Source organism: Acinetobacter sp. YH16031 (assembly GCF_013417335.1).
GTDB lineage: Bacteria > Pseudomonadota > Gammaproteobacteria > Pseudomonadales > Moraxellaceae > Acinetobacter.
The window spans coordinates 15,499-32,936 of record NZ_VPED01000016.1; the positions used below are offsets into that span (position 1 = coordinate 15,499).

Sequence of the window (17,438 nt, forward strand, 5' to 3'; positions counted from 1 at the left end):
GACTTTATAGACTAAGGATTTATTTATTCATTTATTTAAAAAAAGTATAAAATGGATCACAGAATAATCCAAAGATGAAAAGTTTTACACATCTGTAAAGCAGTGAGAGAACACAAGGGGGCGGGATGAAAAAAATCATAATGATATTGATGATCGCCTGTCTGGCTGGATGCAGCTATTTTGTATCGATTGATGAACTGGCCAGAAATATTCAAGGACAAATGCAGCAAGAATTTAATGCCAATCCGAATTATCAGCATTATCGTCTGACTGTAGTAAATGTAAAAATCCGCCATCGCAAAGGCAATGAGTTTGAAGCAGTTTCACATCTGAATTATCAGGGTAATGAATATCCCATTAACGTTAAAATTTCAAAGGTGAATGGTGGTTATAGCTGGGCCATTGAAGATGATGCTTTTGCCTTTATCGATGAAATCGAGATTGAAAAATATCGTCAGCAACTGGATCGTGAACTGGAACAGTTGGCCTCATCACTTGATGATCTGGAACCTGTGCATGAACCTACCAATATTGAGTTAGGGCCAGATGTCCGTCCAGTTACAGAGCCTGTTCTGCAAGCGGCTTCCTATGATGAAGAACCGATTCCGGTCGGAAATATTACGGCCTATACCCACTAATTTTTATTTTAGGTCATAAAAAAGCACCGGATCTCGGGGCTTTTTGATTTTAAGGCTGAACTTGATGTTCACGCAGATAATCTTCAGTGCGCTGCATGGCTTCCTGAATATTCAATAATGCTGTTTCTATATCTTTTAGCGTTTTGGCATTGCCACCGCTTAAAGCCTGACGCCATTTACGTGCACCTGGTAAGTTCTGAAATAAACCTAAAATATGACGGGTAATAATCGACAATGGTGCACCTTCAGTCATACGTTGGGCAATATAAGGCAGCATCTGTTGCATAATCTCAAAACGGTCCGGTGCTTCGAGATTCCATAGTTGACCCAGCTCGGCTAACAGGTACGGGTTGTGATAGGCTTCGCGGCCAATCATCACGCCATCAACATGCTTGAGATGTTCAAGCGTGTCTGCGTAGGTTTTAATCCCGCCATTAATTTCAATGGTCAGTTCCGGCCGGTCCTGCTTCAGACGGTAAACATCTTCATAGCGCAGTGGCGGGATTTCACGGTTTTCTTTAGGCGAAAGACCTTGGAGTAAAGCAATTCGGGCATGTACAATAAAGTTATCGCAACCGGTTTTGGCAACCGTATCCACAAAATGCAGCATTTCTTCATAAGAATGCATGTCATCAATACCAATGCGGTGTTTCACACTCACCGGAATATCAACGGCATTACGCATTGCATCAATACATTCTGCGACCAGATCAGGTTCGGCCATCAGGCAGGCACCGATTTTATTATTCTGTACCCGATCACTCGGACAGCCGACATTCAGGTTAACTTCGTTATATCCCCAGTCCTGAGCCATTTTAGTACAAGTTGCCAGATCTTGAGGATTTGAACCGCCGAGCTGTAACACAATTGGATGCTCTTCTTGATTGAAGTCCAGATGACGTTTGGCATCGCCATGAATGATGGCGCCTGTCGTCACCATCTCGGTATATAAAATGACATTTGGATTAAACAGGCGCGCAAAGAAACGATAATCTTTGGTGGTCCAGTCCATCATCGGCGCAACACTGATGCGAGGTTGAAGTTTGTTTTCAATGGTGCTGAGATCAGTCATTCAAAATCACGCCTTAAATGAAATGGAAGAGTAATAGCAGTACAAGAATGAGCGGGAATTGCTGGAAATCTGCTCAAAAAAGCAGTACTGCAAAAAGAGGGCGTAATACTAGCATAAAATTTGCATGACCAAAGGCTGAACTGCATGAGGAACTATAACTGTCATTCCAATAAAGATATTTAACAAGAGAAACTGTGGGAACGGAAAAAATAAACTCCCAGTCATTCTGCAATGCTATATTTTGAGATATTTAAGATTAAGATAAAGAAAACGAGATAAATAAGGAGAATAACGATGCTCATGTTGGAGGAGATTTATAAAAGCAAAAAACCTCAGCATTCAGACTATTTTAATTTACGGATTCAACGGGGACTTAGCTGGTTTAAAAAAGCATTAGAGTTGGATCAGGAATTAGAGTTTAAGTTTATTAGCCTGTGGATTAGTTTTAATTCGATTTATGCACAAGAAACAGAGGTTCGTCAGGATCAACGAAGCCTACATCAATTTCTGGAAACCCTCTGTCAAAAAGATGTGGAACGAAAACTTCAGCATATTGTCTGGGAAAAATACAGCCAGCCAATTTCTGCACTGTTGGATAGCCCTTATACCGATCAAGGTTTCTGGGATTATCGTCATCATAAAGTCAGTCTGGAAAGCTGTCGTGAAGCATTAGACCAGCAACAGCAGAAAATACAAAAGGCTGTACAGGAACGGAATTTAAGTGAAATTTTATTGGTGATTTTTAACCGTCTTTCCACTTTGCATTATCAGCTTATGCAGGGCGGTGCGACTTATCAAAGTTCATTTAATATAAAGCAGCTACAAGACAGCTGTCGGGTTTTGGCCGGGTTACTGCCCACTTTTATCTGCATCCTTTTAGACAATGCAGCAACTTGGGATTCCGGTAAACCTTATTATCCCGTGGTACAAGTCAGCTAAATTTGTTTAAGCTCTTGCTCGATGTTGCTGCCATTGATCAATTAGCGCAAACAGGGTAGCGCATAGTGCCAAGCCAAGCCCAAACAGACAGGTCATGCTCCAGCCACCATGATGCCAAGCATATACCCCCAGAGCTGAACCACAGGCACCACCAATAAAATACAGCGTCATGTAAATAGAGTTCAGTCGTGATTTGGCATCCGGGCGCAAGCGGAAAATCACGTTCTGATTACAGCTATGAGTAATCGCCAGACCTAAGTTAATCAGGGCATAACCCAGAATATAACTGAGCAGAGATATGCCACCAAAATATAAAAATAGCCAGCTTCCTGCCAGAATTGAACAGCCAATCCAGGTCAGGATATTGATATAACCACGATCCGCCCATTTGCCTATAACTTGAGTTGATAGCGCACCGAAAACACCAACTAGGGTTACTAGGCCCACCATCACATCAGAAAGATGAAAAGGTTTTTGGGTCAGCAGCAGGGCAATGGTTGAAAACAGCATGCTCATGGCTGCAAAGGCACATGCACCAATCAGGGAGCGTAAGCCCAGTCGAGGTTCCTCACGCAGTAACATACCCATGGATTTAAAAATTGCTGCATAGCTGATGCGCATACGCGGCATGCTAGGTAATTGTCCTTTTAAGTAAAAGCCCAAAACCAACAGTGCCATACTGCTGAGCGCATAAATGGTTTTCCAGTGAAACAGGTCTGAAAGCAATCCGGCAATACTGGTCGACAATAAGATACCGACTAATAAGCCACTCATGAGAAAACCGACCACTTCTCCGGTTTTTTCAGGTCGGACGGCCATCGTAGCTAAAGGAATCAGAATCTGGGCAGCAACAGAAAATAGCCCGGCAATGATAGTCCCCACCCAGAGCATTGGCAGGTTGACTGCTGTGGCACAGATCAGCAAGCCTAAGGCGGCACCAAACATCAAAAAAGGAATGAGTCTGGACTTATTCAGCATGTCTCCTAAAGGCACAATAAACAGCAGGCCCAAGGCATACGACACCTGCGCAAAGGTCACGGTCAGCGCCACTTGGGATTCTGGTACCTGATAATATTGCTGAATCGAGGAGATGAGCGGTTGGCAATAATAGTTTGCACCTGCACATAAACCACATGCGATCGCCATCAGCCATAACAAAGATTTATTTTGACTGATATCGAGAGGAGGAGTCATGGCAAGTACCTTAAGCTCAGGGAGAATTTTTATAAAGAACATCAAAGATGATGCATAAGTTGCAGGCACTATAGGCGAAAACCCGTCAGGATAAAAGTAGAAAAATAGTGCAAAGTACTCGAACTCATAGAAGGGAAGTGCTACAAAAAAGTACTTTTCTGGATTAAGAAGAGATGAAAATTCGCTAGAAATTTAACTTTTTCACTTAAGAAAATGTACGTGGAAGCGCTTTGTATTAAGTCATCTCATTTAAAACCAAGTGACAGAGATCAATCTAAATCATTGATTGCCCAAAAATGGTGCAAAATAAAGAATTTGTAAATCTGACAGTGGGCTAAGTATTAATATAATAAATGTTGCAGAATATTTTTTTCACCTATTTCAGGCAAGTCTTAAGACTTGAGCTGAATAAGTCAAATAAGTGAATCCCCAATCAATTTTTTCATCATCAATTCATATTTTTTATGAGTGAAAAATGAAAAAGTTATAGGAAAACAGTATTTTTAGATATTAAAAATGGATATTCCAAAGTAGATTAAATTTGTCAAAAAGGTCAAAAACAGAAAACTGCCCTAGAAAAGCGCCTTAATTTAAGCTTTATCAGTTCATTTGAAATAAAGATTTGCTTAGCAGGAAAAATGAAATATCTGTCAGAATGATCAATGTAACAAAATAAAACAAAAAGTAATCTAATAAAAAATAACCAGGAAAACAGTCATCGTTCAAGAGAATGAATATCGTTTATAAATTCAGCAAATCAAAATAATCAGGCTCAACTAATAAATGCTATATGACAGCATCATTTTTATGAATCGTCAGTTCAAAATATGGGTATTTATTAAATAAATAATAGGTAGTAATTTCTAGAAGTTTAATTAGAATCCAAAAATTCAACAAAAACACATCCTGAGGGGAAGCACCGTAAATCACGGTGTTTACTTAAGAAAAAATTAGCTTGAGGGACGCTCATGCAGATTGGAATTCCAGCCGAAACTGTCGTCGGTGAAAATCGCGTCGCTGCGACGCCTGAGACAGTAAAGAAATTGATCAGCGCTGGTCATAGTGTGGTGATCGAACGTGGAGCAGGTGTTAAAGCTGCCTACATCGACAGTGCCTATGAGCAAGTTGGTGCCAAAATTACGGATGATGCCTACACCGGTAGCCAGATAGTTTTGAAAGTTCGTGCACCGAAGGGTGAGGAAATTCAAAAGCTGTCAGCCAACACCACGGTTGTAGCGATGTTTGACCCATACCGCAATACCGAGCTTGACCAGTTCGCGGCACAGAATGTGTCTGCCTTTGCTCTTGAGCTTTTGCCACGTACGCTGTCACGTGCGCAAAACATGGACGTATTGTCTTCGCAAGCGAACCTTGCAGGTTATAAATCAGTGCTATTAGCCGCTGCTGAATATCAGCGCATGTTCCCAATGCTGATGACAGCGGCAGGTACGGTAAAACCGGCTCGTGTCGTGATCATGGGTGTCGGGGTAGCAGGCCTTCAAGCAATTGCAACAGCGAAACGCCTAGGTGCAGTCGTAGAAGCAACTGACCTTCGTCCGACTGCCAAAGATCAGGTTGAGTCTTTGGGCGGTAAATGGCTAGACGTACCGATGTCTCCTGAAGAGCAGGCACGTGCTGATGAAGCAGCTAAAAACGGTTATGGCTGGATGCCAGGTGAACAGTACATCAAGGATCAGGCAGCGATTGTCGATAAAGCGGTATCGAATGCCGATATCGTGATTACCACTGCCTTGTTACCAGGTCGTGATGCACCACGCTTAATCCGTGCTGAAACTGTAGCCAAGATGAAACCAGGCTCAGTGATTCTGGATATGGCAGTGGAATCAGGCGGTAACGTTGAAGGTTCTAAGTGCGGCGAAACTGTTGTGACTGAAAACGGTGTGAAGATTCTGGGTGTTCCAAATATTCCATCAACGGTATCGACTGAAGCTTCAGCGCTATATGCACGTAACGTCTATAACTTTGTTGAAACACTTTTTGATGCAGACAAGAACTTTGTCCTGAATCAGGAAGATGAAATTCAAAAAGCCCTACTTGTCACTCACGGCGGCCAAGTGCTGTTAAAACGTGGTTAAGGAGCAGACTCATGGTTGAAACAATTACGATTTTCGTCCTGGCCATCTTCGTGGGTTACTACGTGGTTTGGGGGGTAACACCAGCACTACATACGCCATTGATGGCGGTGACCAATGCCTTGTCTTCGATCATTATCGTGGGCGCAATGATTCAGACCGTTGGCCTGCCAATGGTGGGCGTTGAAGGCAGCGTGGATTTCCAGACCATTAACGTGGTGAGTGTACTGGGGGCAATCGCAGTATTTCTGGCGAGCATTAATATTTTCGGTGGCTTTGCCGTGACTGCACGTATGCTGGAAATGTTCAAACCTAAGCAAAAGAAAAAAGAGGGTTAAACCATGGAATTTATTCGAGAGTATGCGGATTGGTTCTACCTGATTGGCGCCGTTCTTTTTATCTTAACGCTACGTGGTTTATCTGGTCCTAAAACTGCAATTGCAGGTAACCGCTACGGTATGATTGCCATGGCGATTGCTGTAGTGACCACATTCTTTGTTGCTGAAAATCCAGTAGTCTGGATGATTCTTGCAGCAATGGCTGCGGGTGCAGTGGTGGGTATTGCGCGTGCACGTACTGTACCAATGACCCAGATGCCAGAAACTGTGGCACTCATGCACTCACTGGTGGGTCTGGCTGCGGTACTGATTGCAGTTGCCGCAATTATCCATAACAACAAGCTGGTTGAATTGGGTCCGGACCTGTTAGCTGCAAATGGTGTGACTTTCCATGAAATGAGCAAGGTTCACCTGTTTGAACTGTTTGTGGGCTGTTTTGTGGGTGCGATTACCTTTACTGCTTCTGTATTTGCATACGGTAAGCTGGCTGCAAAGAAATGGGCAAAAACCATTTCAGGTGGCTGGGTAAAACCGGTTCAGGCTCTGATCTTTATTGCAATGCTGGCAGCAGGGATTCACTTCTTCCTGACAGGTAGCATGACATCTTTCTGGGCAATGACTGGTCTTGCACTAGCATTTGGCTGGGTATGGATTGCGCCAGTAGGCGGCGGCGATATGCCGGTTGTGGTTTCGCTGTTGAACTCATTCTCAGGCTGGGCAGCAGCAGGGATTGGTTTCACACTGGAAAACAACATGCTGATCGTTGCGGGTTCGCTGGTCGGTTCTTCAGGTGCGATTCTGTCTTACATCATGTGTAAAGCGATGAACCGTTCAATCATCAATGTATTGTTTGGTGGTGCGATGGGTGGTGCAGCTGCGCCGACAGCTGCTGCGGGTGCACAAGTGCAACGTAACTACCGTTCAGGTTCTGCAGATGATGCTGGCTTCCTGATGTCAAATGCAGACAGCGTTGTCATTGTACCGGGTTATGGTATGGCGCAAGGCCGTGCACAAAACGCAGTCAAAGAACTGGCAAACTTGCTGAAAGAGCAGGGCGTGACTGTACGTTTTGCGATTCACCCGGTAGCTGGTCGTATGCCAGGTCATATGAACGTATTGCTTGCAGAAGCTGATGTTCCTTATGAAGACATTCTGGAAATGGACGAGATCAACTCGGACTTCCCGGCAACTGACGTAGTACTGGTTATTGGTGCAAACGACGTTGTAAACCCGGCTGCAAAAGACGATCCGAACTCACCGATCTACGGCATGCCAATTCTGGAAGCTCACAAGGCGCGTACCATCATGGTCATCAAGCGTTCTATGGCGACCGGTTATGCAGGTCTGGACAATGACTTGTTCTATAACGACAAGACCATGATGATTTTCGGTGATGCGAAGAAAGTTGTGGAAGATATGACTAAAGCGATTAATGGTACAGGTCACTAAGACTTTCCATTCGCTGAATCATCTTAAATCCTCCTTTTAAAAGGGGGGTTTTTCCATTTAAATTACAGATAAATTCTCCTTCCTATATAAAAGGTGAATCGGGAAGAATTACAAAATAAAATTAGCTATGGTGTTTTATTTTTAGAAAATTGGTCTAGATAAAATTGCAACAAAACGTTTAAAAAATGGGCTGACTGATTAAATCTGATCAAAAAGCGAATTTATTAAAGTTAGTGATCCATAAATTTCTACGTTAATTCAAGTTAAACAATATAAAAAAAGCGACCTACATAGGTCGCTTTTTTTGAATATTCGATATTTATGCTACAGAATCTGCAGGATTGCGCCATAGGCTTTCTAGGTCATAGAATTTACGCGCTGTAGGCAGCATGCAGTGCACTACAACAAAACCTAGATCAATCAGGATCCATTCTGCATCACGTTCGCCTTCGATACCAAGCGGACGGAAACCTGCTTTACGTGCTTCTTCAGCAACATTGTCTGCAAGTGATTTGATATGACGGGTTGATGTACCGCTTGCAATCACCATGGCATCTGCCACGTTACTGATGCTAGCAACATCAAGCTGAACAACTTCTTTAGCCTTTACATCTTCAAGGGCTGCATGTACAACTTTTAAGCATGCGTTTACTGCTTGTGCATGAGAATTCATAGTGTGATCGTGAGAATTAGAAGCGCTGGGCGATGGTTCTAAATTCATAGGGAGTATAATTTCCTAACAATTATGCATGATCTAATATAGCGGTTTTAGCCCAAAATTTCAAATGTACCTTCCATCGCTTTAGTCATACTCCGGGAAGAACTGTTCTTTCCAGCCAAAGGACTCTCCCGAAGTTCCCAGAGGCTTATATTCGGCTGCGACATAACCATTGTATTGGCTATTCTCTAACCATTGAAAAATCTCATAATATGGAATGGAAGCGGTATTGGGTTGATGACGCCCCGGGCAGTCTGCAAACTGGATATGACCAATCTCTGCAATATTTTCTTTTAAGGCTTCAAGTACATCTTCACCCATCATGGCCATATGATAACAGTCATATTGCATTTTTAAGGCAGGATGATTGACAGCTTCCAGCATCTCCTGAGCTTGAGCCACATTCTGAATCAGGAAGCGTGGCATGTCCTGACCGTTGATCATTTCAAAGACCGGCTGAATCTGATAATCAGAGAGCATGGAGCAGGCAATTTTTAGATTACTCGCCAAGGTGTTCAGGCAAGGAAGCAGATCACAATACAGTGGCTGTTTGCCGGCCAGAATATTAACACTCGGCACATTCAGAGCAGTCGCATATTGAATGGCTTGCTCTACGGCATGACGAAACTCGATTTCCTGTCCAGGGATACCAGCAAGACCGTGTCCACCTTGCATCAGATCACCGGCAGGCACATTAATCAGGCAGATATCCAGATCATGCAACTGAAGCTGCTGCTGAATCTGCTCAATACTCAGTTCATAGGGGAACTGGATTTCCACATGTTTAAAACCGTGCGCATGAGCCAAGGCAAAACGTTCTAACAGCGGTACTTCCGTAAAAATCATGGAGAGGTTAACGGCGAGTTTGGTCATGGGCTTTTCCTTGCTCAAGGCAGAATATTGAAATGAAATATTTAATGGTCTACGTGCTTGATTACAGTAGCCAGATCGGCCTCAGCAAATCCGTCTTGCTGATGGGCTTTGAGCTGAGACAGGGCCTGGCTTGCCACAGGGATATCCAAAGATAAAGTAGCAGCCAGTTGCACCGCATTGTTCAGGTCTTTCGACAGTGTCTGCACTTTCCATTGCACGGGTTCAAACGTCTGGCTGGCCATACGTGGGGCCAGAATCTGAAAAGGCTTGGAGTCAGCAAAACCACCGGCTAATGCTGGTGCAAGCAGGGCAGTATCTACACCGGCACGATCAGCCAAAGCTACTGCTTCAGCAATCAAGGTGCTATTCGCTGCCACAATCAGCTGATTACAGATTTTAGTCGCCTGACCGGTTCCCGTATCCCCCATACGAGTAACACGTTGTGAAAGCACGGTATAGATGGGATCAAGTGCGGTAATAGTTTCTGTATCACCACCAGCGAAGATGACTAGCGTGCCTTGTTCTGCACCGGCTGTACCGCCAGACACAGGAGAGTCAATCCAGATCGCTTGTTTAGCTCGGGCCTGTTCAGCTAGAGTTTTGGTTTGATGTACGGAAAGACTGGAAAAATCGACAATAACCTGTCCAGCCACCAGATTGGGCTGAATCTGCTCAAAGACCGATTGCACTGCGGCATCATCTGCCAGACAAGTCAGAATAACCGGATAATTTGCAATTTGATCTAGAGATAGCGGAGTGGCTCCAAGAGCAAACAAAGGATCGCAGGCACTGGCCGTACGGTTCCAGACTGCAACTTGAAAACCTGCTTTTAGCAAGCGGGTTGCCATACGACTGCCCATGAGTCCCATACCTAAAAAGGCAATTTTGCTATCATGATCGAATTGCATTTTATCTCTCATCTTTTGATTTTGCTTCAGTCATAATTATCGATATTGACGTGGCACAAACTGCACGTCCGGATTTTTATCCTTCTTGCGTGCCAGTTGACTGTTTTTACCGAGTAACAGTTTAAGCTGCCAGATTTTTTCCATACGCAATGACTTGTTGGGTTTGTGCTCCATCGCATCCAGCACAAATTTAGAGGCCATCAAGGCATCTGGAGAGCGTTGTAACATTTCTTCAGCCAAAGCTTGTGCTTTTGCTAATGGCTGTTCATCAACATGGGTGATCAGGCCAATTTCTTTGGCATAGGCACCTTCAAAAATACGTGCGGTTAAGGTCAGCTCTTTGGCCAGATCAATCCCAATCAGACCTTTGAGTGAACGCGTTAGCCCCATGTCTGGTACTAGACCCCAACGAGTTTCCATAATTGACATTTTGGTCGCAGGATGCGCGATCCGGATATCCGCAGCCAACGCAAGTTGCATACCTGCACCAAAGCAGAAACCTTCAATGGCTGCAATGACGGGTACAGGCAGTTCCTGCCAGACCAGAAAAGCTTTCTGAAATAAGCTCTGTCCAGGACGAATCAGTTCCCAGGCCGCATAGGCCCGATTTTTAGGATTATTTAAATCGGCCAAGTCAATACCGGCACTAAAGACTTGCGCTTCACCGGTTAAAATGACACACCGCACCGACTTGTCTTTTTTAATCCGGTTCGCAATCTGCACCAGTTCACGCAGCAGGGCAAAGCTCATGGCATTACGTTTGTCTGGACGGCTGATAGTAACCGTGGCAATTCCATTATTTTTTTCAAAGCGCACAAGTGACATGGTATTCATCCTTAATTTTTCTGTAAGCGAGCATAGCATGAGCGATCTGTGCTTGCATGACAGCGCAGTCATACAGATATGAGTGATTAAAACAGTAATTTTTTAACCACTATGCTTGTTTAAAATTTGCTGAGCTGCCTGTTCTACCTGCTCAATCACTGCTTTCAGTTCATCCAGATATTTCAGTACTTCCTGAACAAAACTGTCATCGGCCTTACGGCGTTCCTTACGCAAGGTCGAGACAAACTGCTCAAAACTTCCGGTAACTTTTTGCAGAGTCGGTGTGCCGACATAACGAGTAGCCCCATAGAGACGGTGCAAAACATGTTCCAGCTGCGGAAAATCTTCCAGCTCAATTAATTGCTCAATTTCATCCAGCTCTTTTTCAAAACTGTCGACCAGCATGCTGAGCAGATCGACGGCCAGATCTTCTTTATTGGCCGCCAGTTGCAGGCTTTGCTGCCAGTCCAGAATATTCGGATCTAGCGCATCAATGACATTGGCACGTTCCAGCACCGGAATCTTTTTAAAACTCTCAGTCGTCCAATGCGTCAGGATCTGCACGATCTGATCAATCTGAATAGGCTTAGTGACATAATCATCCATACCATTTTGTAGCAGTTTCTGTTTCTCATCGGAAAGGGCATGTGCCGTCAGGGCAATAATCGGCAGACGCTGATGATTTTCAAAAGTTGATTCCAGTGAACGGATTGCACGGGTGGTATCGATACCGGACATCACTGGCATCTGGATATCCATAAACACCAGATCAAAAGATGGCAGGCCCTGTTCATAACGACTCTGAATGATATCAATCGCTTCCTGTCCGCTAATGGCTTTGGTTGTGGTGACATTCAGTTCGGCCAGTAAGGCTTCTAGAACAATCAGGTTCGGCAGATGGTCATCAACAGCCAGAATATGCAGTCCCTGACCATTAAAGTCTTCATGCTGTTCCTGATCGAAGACGGGTTGATTGCCGAGTAGCTGAATCAGGGCACTACGACTCAGGGGCTGATGCAGGGCACGGGCACGATGGTCATTCAGCATGTTCGGATCAAGCTGCATCTGATAACCATACACAGCCAGATGTCCCTGATAGCGAGAGCGAATCTCTGTCAGTAGAGCCTGGCTATCGCCACTATGGTCGACAATCAGCCAGGTATTCTCGATATTTTGTAAATGGTTCAGACGACTGAACAGATCCAGAATGGACGTCGACTCAATATGTTTGACGCGATAATTTTCCAGATAATGTCTCAAAACATTCGCTGTTGCCGGATGGGCAAGATAAGACACAACGGTCAGATCACTGAAGTCCGGATGTTCATGAACAATATCTTCATCCACCGGGAATTGGGCGGTAAACCAGAAGGTTGAGCCTTTTTCTGTTGGAGCGCGTTCCTGGTTATCTTCAAAGCCGATTTGACCATGCATCAGGTGAACCAGCTGTTTAGAAATGGCCAGTCCTAGACCTGTACCACCGAATTGGCGGGTGACCGAGGTATCGCCTTGCGAGAACGATTCAAACAGTTTCTTGCGGTCAGTTCCGCTCAGGCCAATGCCGCTGTCCTGAACGCTAAAATGCAGCAGACATTGTCCGATATCATCATGCTCCATGCGTGCCCGAACAATGATTTCGCCATCTGGAGTAAACTTGATCGCATTGGAAATCAGGTTGGTCAGAATCTGCTTGAAGCGTAGTACATCACCAATCACATGTTTTGGCACATTGTCTGCAAAGTAGAACGCCATATCGATATGCTTCTGTGCAGCCAGTGGTGAGAGCATGTCCATCACATCGAAAATGGCTTCTTCCAGATCAAAAGGTGCGGTTTCCAGTTCCAGTTTGCCGGCATCGATCTTGGAGAAATCCAGTACATCATTGATTAGGGCCAGCAGATGCGCAGAAGATTTGCGGATGGTCTGTAAATACAGGCTTTGCTCATTGCTAAGATTGCCTTGACGCAGCAGCAGGTGAATAAAACCATCAATACTATTTAAGGGTGTGCGTAATTCATGGGAAATATTGGCCAGAAACACCGACTTGGCCTGGTTGGCCGAAATCGCCTGATCACGTGCCTGACGATAAGTAATATTTTGAACTTCTAAAGTATCTAGAGTACGGCGCAAATCATCTTCAGTCTGTTCGGTATGCTCGCGCAATTCCAGAAAACTGAAATGCAGACGTTTCACCACATTGGCAATATCACGCTGCAAAAGACGCAATTCACCGGTACTGTTAATCACCATATGCTGATCTAGGGTGTCGGCATTCAGGCGTTGCAGCTGCATGCGAATTTCATACATCGGTGCAATCCAGCGACGAGAATAGAAATTCAGACATAACAACAAGAGCAATAAGGTCAATAAGCCGGTCGCAATCAAAACGATCAGGACCCGGTAGCGGGCAATTTCTAAGGGCTGATTGTCCAGTTCGATCGCCAGCCAGCCTGCATTCATGCCATTTTCATTTACTTTGACTGCATAAATATGATTGTTTTTATCTAAGATCGGGCCAACAAAATTGCCGTCTTTTTTAAAGTCCGGCCAAGGCGCCTGTTCCTGAAACCCAATACCGAGTTTACTTTTACCATTTTCATCCAGAATAGCCGCACGAACCAGATGCTTTTCATTCAGCATATTTTGCATGGCGTCATGAGCTTGTTCATATTGCCATGGATAAAGGCTCAAAATGTCCAGCGCATATTCAGAAGTGGCCTGAAAACGGGTCAGAATCGCAATGGCCATCTGCTTTTGCTGGGCACGTGCGGCATTGGAAGTTTCCGAGATGACCAGAGCAGCGCCGACACAGGCCAGAATAGTAATGGGTACAAAAATCAGTGCAATCAGCTGTCCATAAGCATGATTTAAGTGTAGGCGTTTAAACAGCTTTTTGTTGATATTTGACATGATTCAAGCAGTATTTTCCTTATGCTTTGCATATTAGCATGCTTTAAATCTACTGTTAAAATTTCAGCATTATTTTTCTAAAGCTCCAGATTAACGCAGAAAATAAGAACCATTGCGCTGAACAGTCATTATGGGTGTTTAAGCAAATCTTTTCAGGGGGAGAAGTGAGCTAAGTCACTGTCACGATTGAGGAGTTTTATCAAGCTAAAACGGGATGAATTGGCCATGCCGATTGTGATTTATACAGTTTTATGCAAAAGCACTGCTATAAATGGGTGCAGGGAAATGCATTTTTTCATACAATAGCCGCACCTCGATATAGGTGCAAATAATGAGTAATACCACCCCTGATTTTCAAGCAGACGAATTTTTACTGGACCATTATGTAGGCAAAACGCCACTGGTGCGTTTGCAGCGTCTGGCTAGTCACACTCAAGCCACAGTACTCGCAAAACTCGAAGGAAATAATCCGGCAGGCTCGGTCAAGGACCGTCCAGCGTATAACATGATCATGCAGGCGGAAAAGCGCGGACAGATCAAACCGGGTGATACCTTGATTGAGGCGACCAGCGGAAATACAGGGATTGCATTGGCGATGGTTGCGGCCATGCGTGGTTACAAGATGCAGCTGATTATGCCGAATAACATGAGTCAGGAACGTAAGGACGCAATGCGTGCTTATGGTGCTGAACTGATTGAAGTGACCAAAGAGCAGGGCATGGAAGGTGCGCGTGATCTGGCCTTGCAAATGCAGGCTGAAGGTAAAGGTCTGGTGTTAAACCAGTTTGGTAACCCGGACAATGTCGAAGCACATTATCTGACCACTGGTCCTGAAATCTGGCAGCAAACTGGCGGCAAGATTACGCACTTTGTCAGCTCAATGGGTACTACAGGTACAATCATGGGCGTATCTAAATATCTGAAAGAAATGAATCCGGATATTCAGATTGTGGGCCTACAGCCATCTGATGGTTCTAGCATTGCCGGTATCCGTCGCTGGCCAGAAGAATATTTGCCAACGATTTTTGATCGTAGCCGTATCGACCGTATTATCGATATTCCACAGATTGAAGCGGAACGCACCATGCGTAAATTGGCGCAAAAAGAAGGCATCAGTGCCGGTACATCTTCTGGCGGTGCAGTTTGGGCATCGATCAAGCTTGCAGAAGAAAATCCGGATGCAGTGATTGTATGTATCATCTGTGACCGTGGTGACCGTTACCTGTCTACAGGCTTGTTCTCTGTACAAGACCCTGAATAATTTTTGAGAAATCTTTTATGCGCCTGCCTGTTTTAACTTTCGATATTGAAACCCAAACCGATCTTAAATCAGGCGCGCATCTGTTTGGTCTGGATCTGCCCGAGGCTGATCTGGATCAGGCCCTGACCAAGTTACGCCGTCAGGAATCAGGCTCGGACTTTCAGCGTCTGCCTTTGCATGAAATTGTCTGTATTTCCGGTTTATGGATGGATGAACAGGGTATGCGCCTGTTTTCTTTCAGCCGTGAACAATACAGTGAAGCAGAAATTTTAAAAAAATTCTTATCCATTTTTGACAAGCGTCATCCGACGCTAGTCAGTTGGAATGGCTCACAATTTGACCTGCCGGTTATTCTTTATCGGGCCATGTATCATGGTTTATCTGCCCCAAGTCTGTTCGATCAGGGCGAAATTGATACGCAAAAGCGTTATAATAACTACCAGAATCGTTACCATCAGCGTCACGTCGATTTGATGGATGTCATGGCCATGTTTCATGCTCGTCATTTTCAGAAACTGGATGATGTTGCTCATTTACTGGGTTATCCAGGCAAGCGTGGCGATGGTGGCTATCATGTACCGGAATATGTACGTAACCAGCAATGGAGCGAACTCACCAGCTATTGCGAAGGTGATGTGCTCAATACCTGGTTGGTTTATATTCGCTGGCTGTTGCTAAAAGGCCAGTTGATGTTGCCTGATTATCAGCATCTGGTGCAGAGTACGATTCAATATCTGTATACCCAGCCGCAACATGCAGATTTTTTATCAGTCTGGCGTGAAACCTCACAAAGAACTGAATTCACCCGTTTTGATTTTCCCATCTCCACATCCTAGGTTTTCATGAAACGTCGAGCACAACCACGTCCAGCACCGCAATCCGAGTATATTTTTCAGGTTGAATCACTCTCACATGAAGGACGTGGCATCGCTCACTATGGTTCACATCTGGATCATCCGCTTGAAAAGCATGGCAAGAAAGTCTTTATCCGTTATGCCTTGCCGGGTGAAACCGTTCGTGCCCGCATTACCCGTGAAGTCAAAAAACTGGAAGAGGCGGATAGCCTTGAATTGCTCAGTGAGGCTTCCGAGATCAGGGTCAAACCTGTGTGTCCGCATTTTGGCGTATGCGGTGGCTGTAATATGCAGCATATCCATCCCGATGCCCAAATTGAACTTAAGCAGAATGTTCTGAAATCACATTTGCAGCATTTTGCCGGGATCCAGCCTGAAGAATGGTTGCCACCGCTACGTTCACAACGTGAAGATTACCGTCGTAAAGCCCGGATTGGGGTGCGTTATCTGCCTCAAAAAGACAAGCTGGTGGTCGGTTTTCGTGAAAACCAGTCCAACAAACTGACTTCGATTGACCGTTGCATGATTCTGGATCGCGAGTTTGGATCGGTTACACGTCTTAAACAATTGCTCCAAAGTCTCGATGGTCAGGCAGATATTGGTCATATAGAATTGGCTATGGGTGATCATGACATTGCGTTGCTCATTCGTGAAACCGCAGAATTATCGGTAACAGATGTCAACCGATTGCGCCAATTTACGTTAGAGAAAGGTTGGCAGCTTTATTTGCAGCCTGCAGGCCAAGATTATTTGAAGCGGATTGATGAGCCTGAACAGGCAGCACGCTTACACTATGGTCTTGATGACTTTGATGTGGAATTCGGTTTTAATCCATTGGACTTCACTCAGGTCAATTCAACGATCAATCCGCAAATGGTGCGCTTGGCATGTGATTTGCTTCAATTACAGCAGGGCGAACGCGTTCTGGATCTGTTTTGTGGATTAGGAAACTTTTCTTTGCCACTGGCGCGCTGTGTTGGTGCGTCTGGTCAGGTGGTTGCGGTTGAGGGAAGTGAGGAAATGGTGCAACGCGGTGCGGAAAATGCTAACAATAATGGTATTGCACAAGTTTCGTTCTATTCACAAGATTTAACCAAAGATTTTTCGCACCAGTCTTGGGCAAATCAAGGATTTGATGCATTATTAATCGACCCGCCACGTGCTGGAGCAGAAGAAGTCATGCATTATATTCCTCAGTTTGGTGCCAAAAGAATCGTTTATGTGTCATGTAATCCTGCTACGCTTGCAAGAGATGCAGGGCTACTGATACAACAGGGTTATCAACTAACCAAAGCCGGTGTGATGGATATGTTTACGCATACCGGACATGTCGAGTCGATTGCCTTGTTCGAAAAAGAAAATTAAA

At 44.6% G+C, this 17,438-nt stretch carries 15 protein-coding genes; 8 read left to right on the forward strand and 7 right to left on the reverse strand.

What is annotated here, in order from left to right:
* Window positions 1-125 precede the first annotated feature (125 nt).
* Window positions 126-638, forward strand: coding sequence for a hypothetical protein (locus FTV31_RS08730; protein WP_166135648.1), 513 nt, complete (start codon window positions 126-128; stop codon window positions 636-638).
* Between the two features lie 49 nt (window positions 639-687).
* On the opposite strand, the gene dusA is transcribed toward FTV31_RS08730, so the two are convergent.
* A complete protein-coding gene (dusA, locus tag FTV31_RS08735; RefSeq protein ID WP_180014315.1) occupies window positions 688-1,710 on the reverse strand; it encodes a tRNA dihydrouridine(20/20a) synthase DusA in 1,023 nt (340 codons plus the stop codon).
* A 294-nt stretch (window positions 1,711-2,004) separates the two neighbouring features.
* Between dusA and FTV31_RS08740 the strand changes: the two genes are divergently transcribed.
* Window positions 2,005-2,649 carry a HEPN domain-containing protein gene (locus FTV31_RS08740; protein WP_180014317.1) on the forward strand — a complete coding sequence of 215 codons (645 nt, stop codon included), beginning with the start codon at window positions 2,005-2,007 and terminating at the stop codon, window positions 2,647-2,649.
* Window positions 2,650-2,655: 6 nt separating this feature from the next.
* Here FTV31_RS08740 and FTV31_RS08745 read toward each other — a convergent pair whose 3' ends face one another.
* On the reverse strand, window positions 2,656-3,843 hold the full coding sequence (locus FTV31_RS08745; protein ID WP_180014319.1) for an MFS transporter: 1,188 nt from the start codon (window positions 3,841-3,843) through the stop codon (window positions 2,656-2,658).
* A 968-nt stretch (window positions 3,844-4,811) separates the two neighbouring features.
* Here FTV31_RS08745 and FTV31_RS08750 point away from each other — a divergent pair.
* Genes FTV31_RS08750 through FTV31_RS08760 form a run of 3 tightly spaced genes read left to right on the forward strand, consistent with a single transcriptional unit; the run spans window position 4,812 to window position 7,723 of the window.
* The gene (locus FTV31_RS08750) at window positions 4,812-5,939 is read left to right on the forward strand and encodes a Re/Si-specific NAD(P)(+) transhydrogenase subunit alpha (protein WP_034170850.1); all 1,128 of its coding nucleotides are present in this window, start codon (window positions 4,812-4,814) and stop codon (window positions 5,937-5,939) included.
* An 11-nt stretch (window positions 5,940-5,950) separates the two neighbouring features.
* The gene (locus FTV31_RS08755) at window positions 5,951-6,274 is read left to right on the forward strand and encodes a proton-translocating transhydrogenase family protein (protein ID WP_004783638.1); all 324 of its coding nucleotides are present in this window, start codon (window positions 5,951-5,953) and stop codon (window positions 6,272-6,274) included.
* A gap of 3 nt (window positions 6,275-6,277) precedes the next feature.
* Window positions 6,278-7,723 carry an NAD(P)(+) transhydrogenase (Re/Si-specific) subunit beta gene (locus FTV31_RS08760; RefSeq protein WP_159123084.1) on the forward strand — a complete coding sequence of 482 codons (1,446 nt, stop codon included), beginning with the start codon at window positions 6,278-6,280 and terminating at the stop codon, window positions 7,721-7,723.
* 319 nt (window positions 7,724-8,042) lie between these two features.
* On the opposite strand, the gene rsfS is transcribed toward FTV31_RS08760, so the two are convergent.
* The 5 genes from rsfS to FTV31_RS08785 all read right to left on the reverse strand — a co-directional run bounded on the left by rsfS (window position 8,043) and on the right by FTV31_RS08785 (window position 13,957).
* Window positions 8,043-8,444 (reverse strand): ribosome silencing factor, encoded by a 402-nt coding sequence (gene rsfS / locus FTV31_RS08765; protein ID WP_004783634.1) that lies wholly within the window; start codon window positions 8,442-8,444, stop codon window positions 8,043-8,045.
* Between the two features lie 81 nt (window positions 8,445-8,525).
* Window positions 8,526-9,314, reverse strand: a complete 789-nt coding sequence (locus FTV31_RS08770; protein ID WP_180014321.1) for a hydroxypyruvate isomerase family protein — start codon at window positions 9,312-9,314, stop codon at window positions 8,526-8,528.
* A gap of 41 nt (window positions 9,315-9,355) precedes the next feature.
* On the reverse strand, window positions 9,356-10,222 hold the full coding sequence (locus FTV31_RS08775; protein WP_180014323.1) for an NAD(P)-dependent oxidoreductase: 867 nt from the start codon (window positions 10,220-10,222) through the stop codon (window positions 9,356-9,358).
* A gap of 36 nt (window positions 10,223-10,258) precedes the next feature.
* Entirely contained in the window at window positions 10,259-11,047 is a 789-nt protein-coding gene (locus tag FTV31_RS08780; RefSeq protein ID WP_180014325.1) for a crotonase/enoyl-CoA hydratase family protein, read from the reverse strand.
* A 102-nt stretch (window positions 11,048-11,149) separates the two neighbouring features.
* Window positions 11,150-13,957, reverse strand: a complete 2,808-nt coding sequence (locus FTV31_RS08785; protein ID WP_179992987.1) for an ATP-binding protein — start codon at window positions 13,955-13,957, stop codon at window positions 11,150-11,152.
* 331 nt (window positions 13,958-14,288) lie between these two features.
* Between FTV31_RS08785 and cysM the strand changes: the two genes are divergently transcribed.
* Genes cysM through rlmD form a run of 3 tightly spaced genes read left to right on the forward strand, consistent with a single transcriptional unit; the run spans window position 14,289 to window position 17,437 of the window.
* On the forward strand, window positions 14,289-15,218 hold the full coding sequence (cysM, locus tag FTV31_RS08790) for a cysteine synthase CysM (protein ID WP_034702431.1): 930 nt from the start codon (window positions 14,289-14,291) through the stop codon (window positions 15,216-15,218).
* A gap of 17 nt (window positions 15,219-15,235) precedes the next feature.
* Complete coding sequence (locus FTV31_RS08795) at window positions 15,236-16,054, forward strand: 3'-5' exonuclease (protein ID WP_180014327.1); 819 nt, start codon at window positions 15,236-15,238, stop codon at window positions 16,052-16,054.
* Window positions 16,055-16,060: 6 nt separating this feature from the next.
* Window positions 16,061-17,437 (forward strand): 23S rRNA (uracil(1939)-C(5))-methyltransferase RlmD, encoded by a 1,377-nt coding sequence (gene rlmD / locus FTV31_RS08800; RefSeq protein WP_180014329.1) that lies wholly within the window; start codon window positions 16,061-16,063, stop codon window positions 17,435-17,437.
* Window position 17,438: the final 1 nt, after the last annotated feature.

Excerpts from the sequence above, each read along its gene's own strand:
- dusA (WP_180014315.1), bottom strand. The coding sequence starts at position 1,710 with ATGACTGATCTCAGCACCATTGAAAACAAACTTCAACCTCGCATCAGT.
- FTV31_RS08750 (WP_034170850.1), top strand. The coding sequence starts at position 4,812 with ATGCAGATTGGAATTCCAGCCGAAACTGTCGTCGGTGAAAATCGCGTC.
- FTV31_RS08770 (WP_180014321.1), bottom strand. The coding sequence starts at position 9,314 with ATGACCAAACTCGCCGTTAACCTCTCCATGATTTTTACGGAAGTACCG.
- FTV31_RS08795 (WP_180014327.1), top strand. The coding sequence starts at position 15,236 with ATGCGCCTGCCTGTTTTAACTTTCGATATTGAAACCCAAACCGATCTT.
- FTV31_RS08730 (WP_166135648.1), top strand. The coding sequence starts at position 126 with ATGAAAAAAATCATAATGATATTGATGATCGCCTGTCTGGCTGGATGC.
- FTV31_RS08785 (WP_179992987.1), bottom strand. The coding sequence starts at position 13,957 with ATGTCAAATATCAACAAAAAGCTGTTTAAACGCCTACACTTAAATCAT.
- FTV31_RS08775 (WP_180014323.1), bottom strand. The coding sequence starts at position 10,222 with ATGCAATTCGATCATGATAGCAAAATTGCCTTTTTAGGTATGGGACTC.
- rsfS (WP_004783634.1), bottom strand. The coding sequence starts at position 8,444 with ATGAATTTAGAACCATCGCCCAGCGCTTCTAATTCTCACGATCACACT.
- cysM (WP_034702431.1), top strand. The coding sequence starts at position 14,289 with ATGAGTAATACCACCCCTGATTTTCAAGCAGACGAATTTTTACTGGAC.
- rlmD (WP_180014329.1), top strand. The coding sequence starts at position 16,061 with ATGAAACGTCGAGCACAACCACGTCCAGCACCGCAATCCGAGTATATT.
- FTV31_RS08740 (WP_180014317.1), top strand. The coding sequence starts at position 2,005 with ATGCTCATGTTGGAGGAGATTTATAAAAGCAAAAAACCTCAGCATTCA.
- FTV31_RS08780 (WP_180014325.1), bottom strand. The coding sequence starts at position 11,047 with ATGTCACTTGTGCGCTTTGAAAAAAATAATGGAATTGCCACGGTTACT.
- FTV31_RS08760 (WP_159123084.1), top strand. The coding sequence starts at position 6,278 with ATGGAATTTATTCGAGAGTATGCGGATTGGTTCTACCTGATTGGCGCC.
- FTV31_RS08755 (WP_004783638.1), top strand. The coding sequence starts at position 5,951 with ATGGTTGAAACAATTACGATTTTCGTCCTGGCCATCTTCGTGGGTTAC.
- FTV31_RS08745 (WP_180014319.1), bottom strand. The coding sequence starts at position 3,843 with ATGACTCCTCCTCTCGATATCAGTCAAAATAAATCTTTGTTATGGCTG.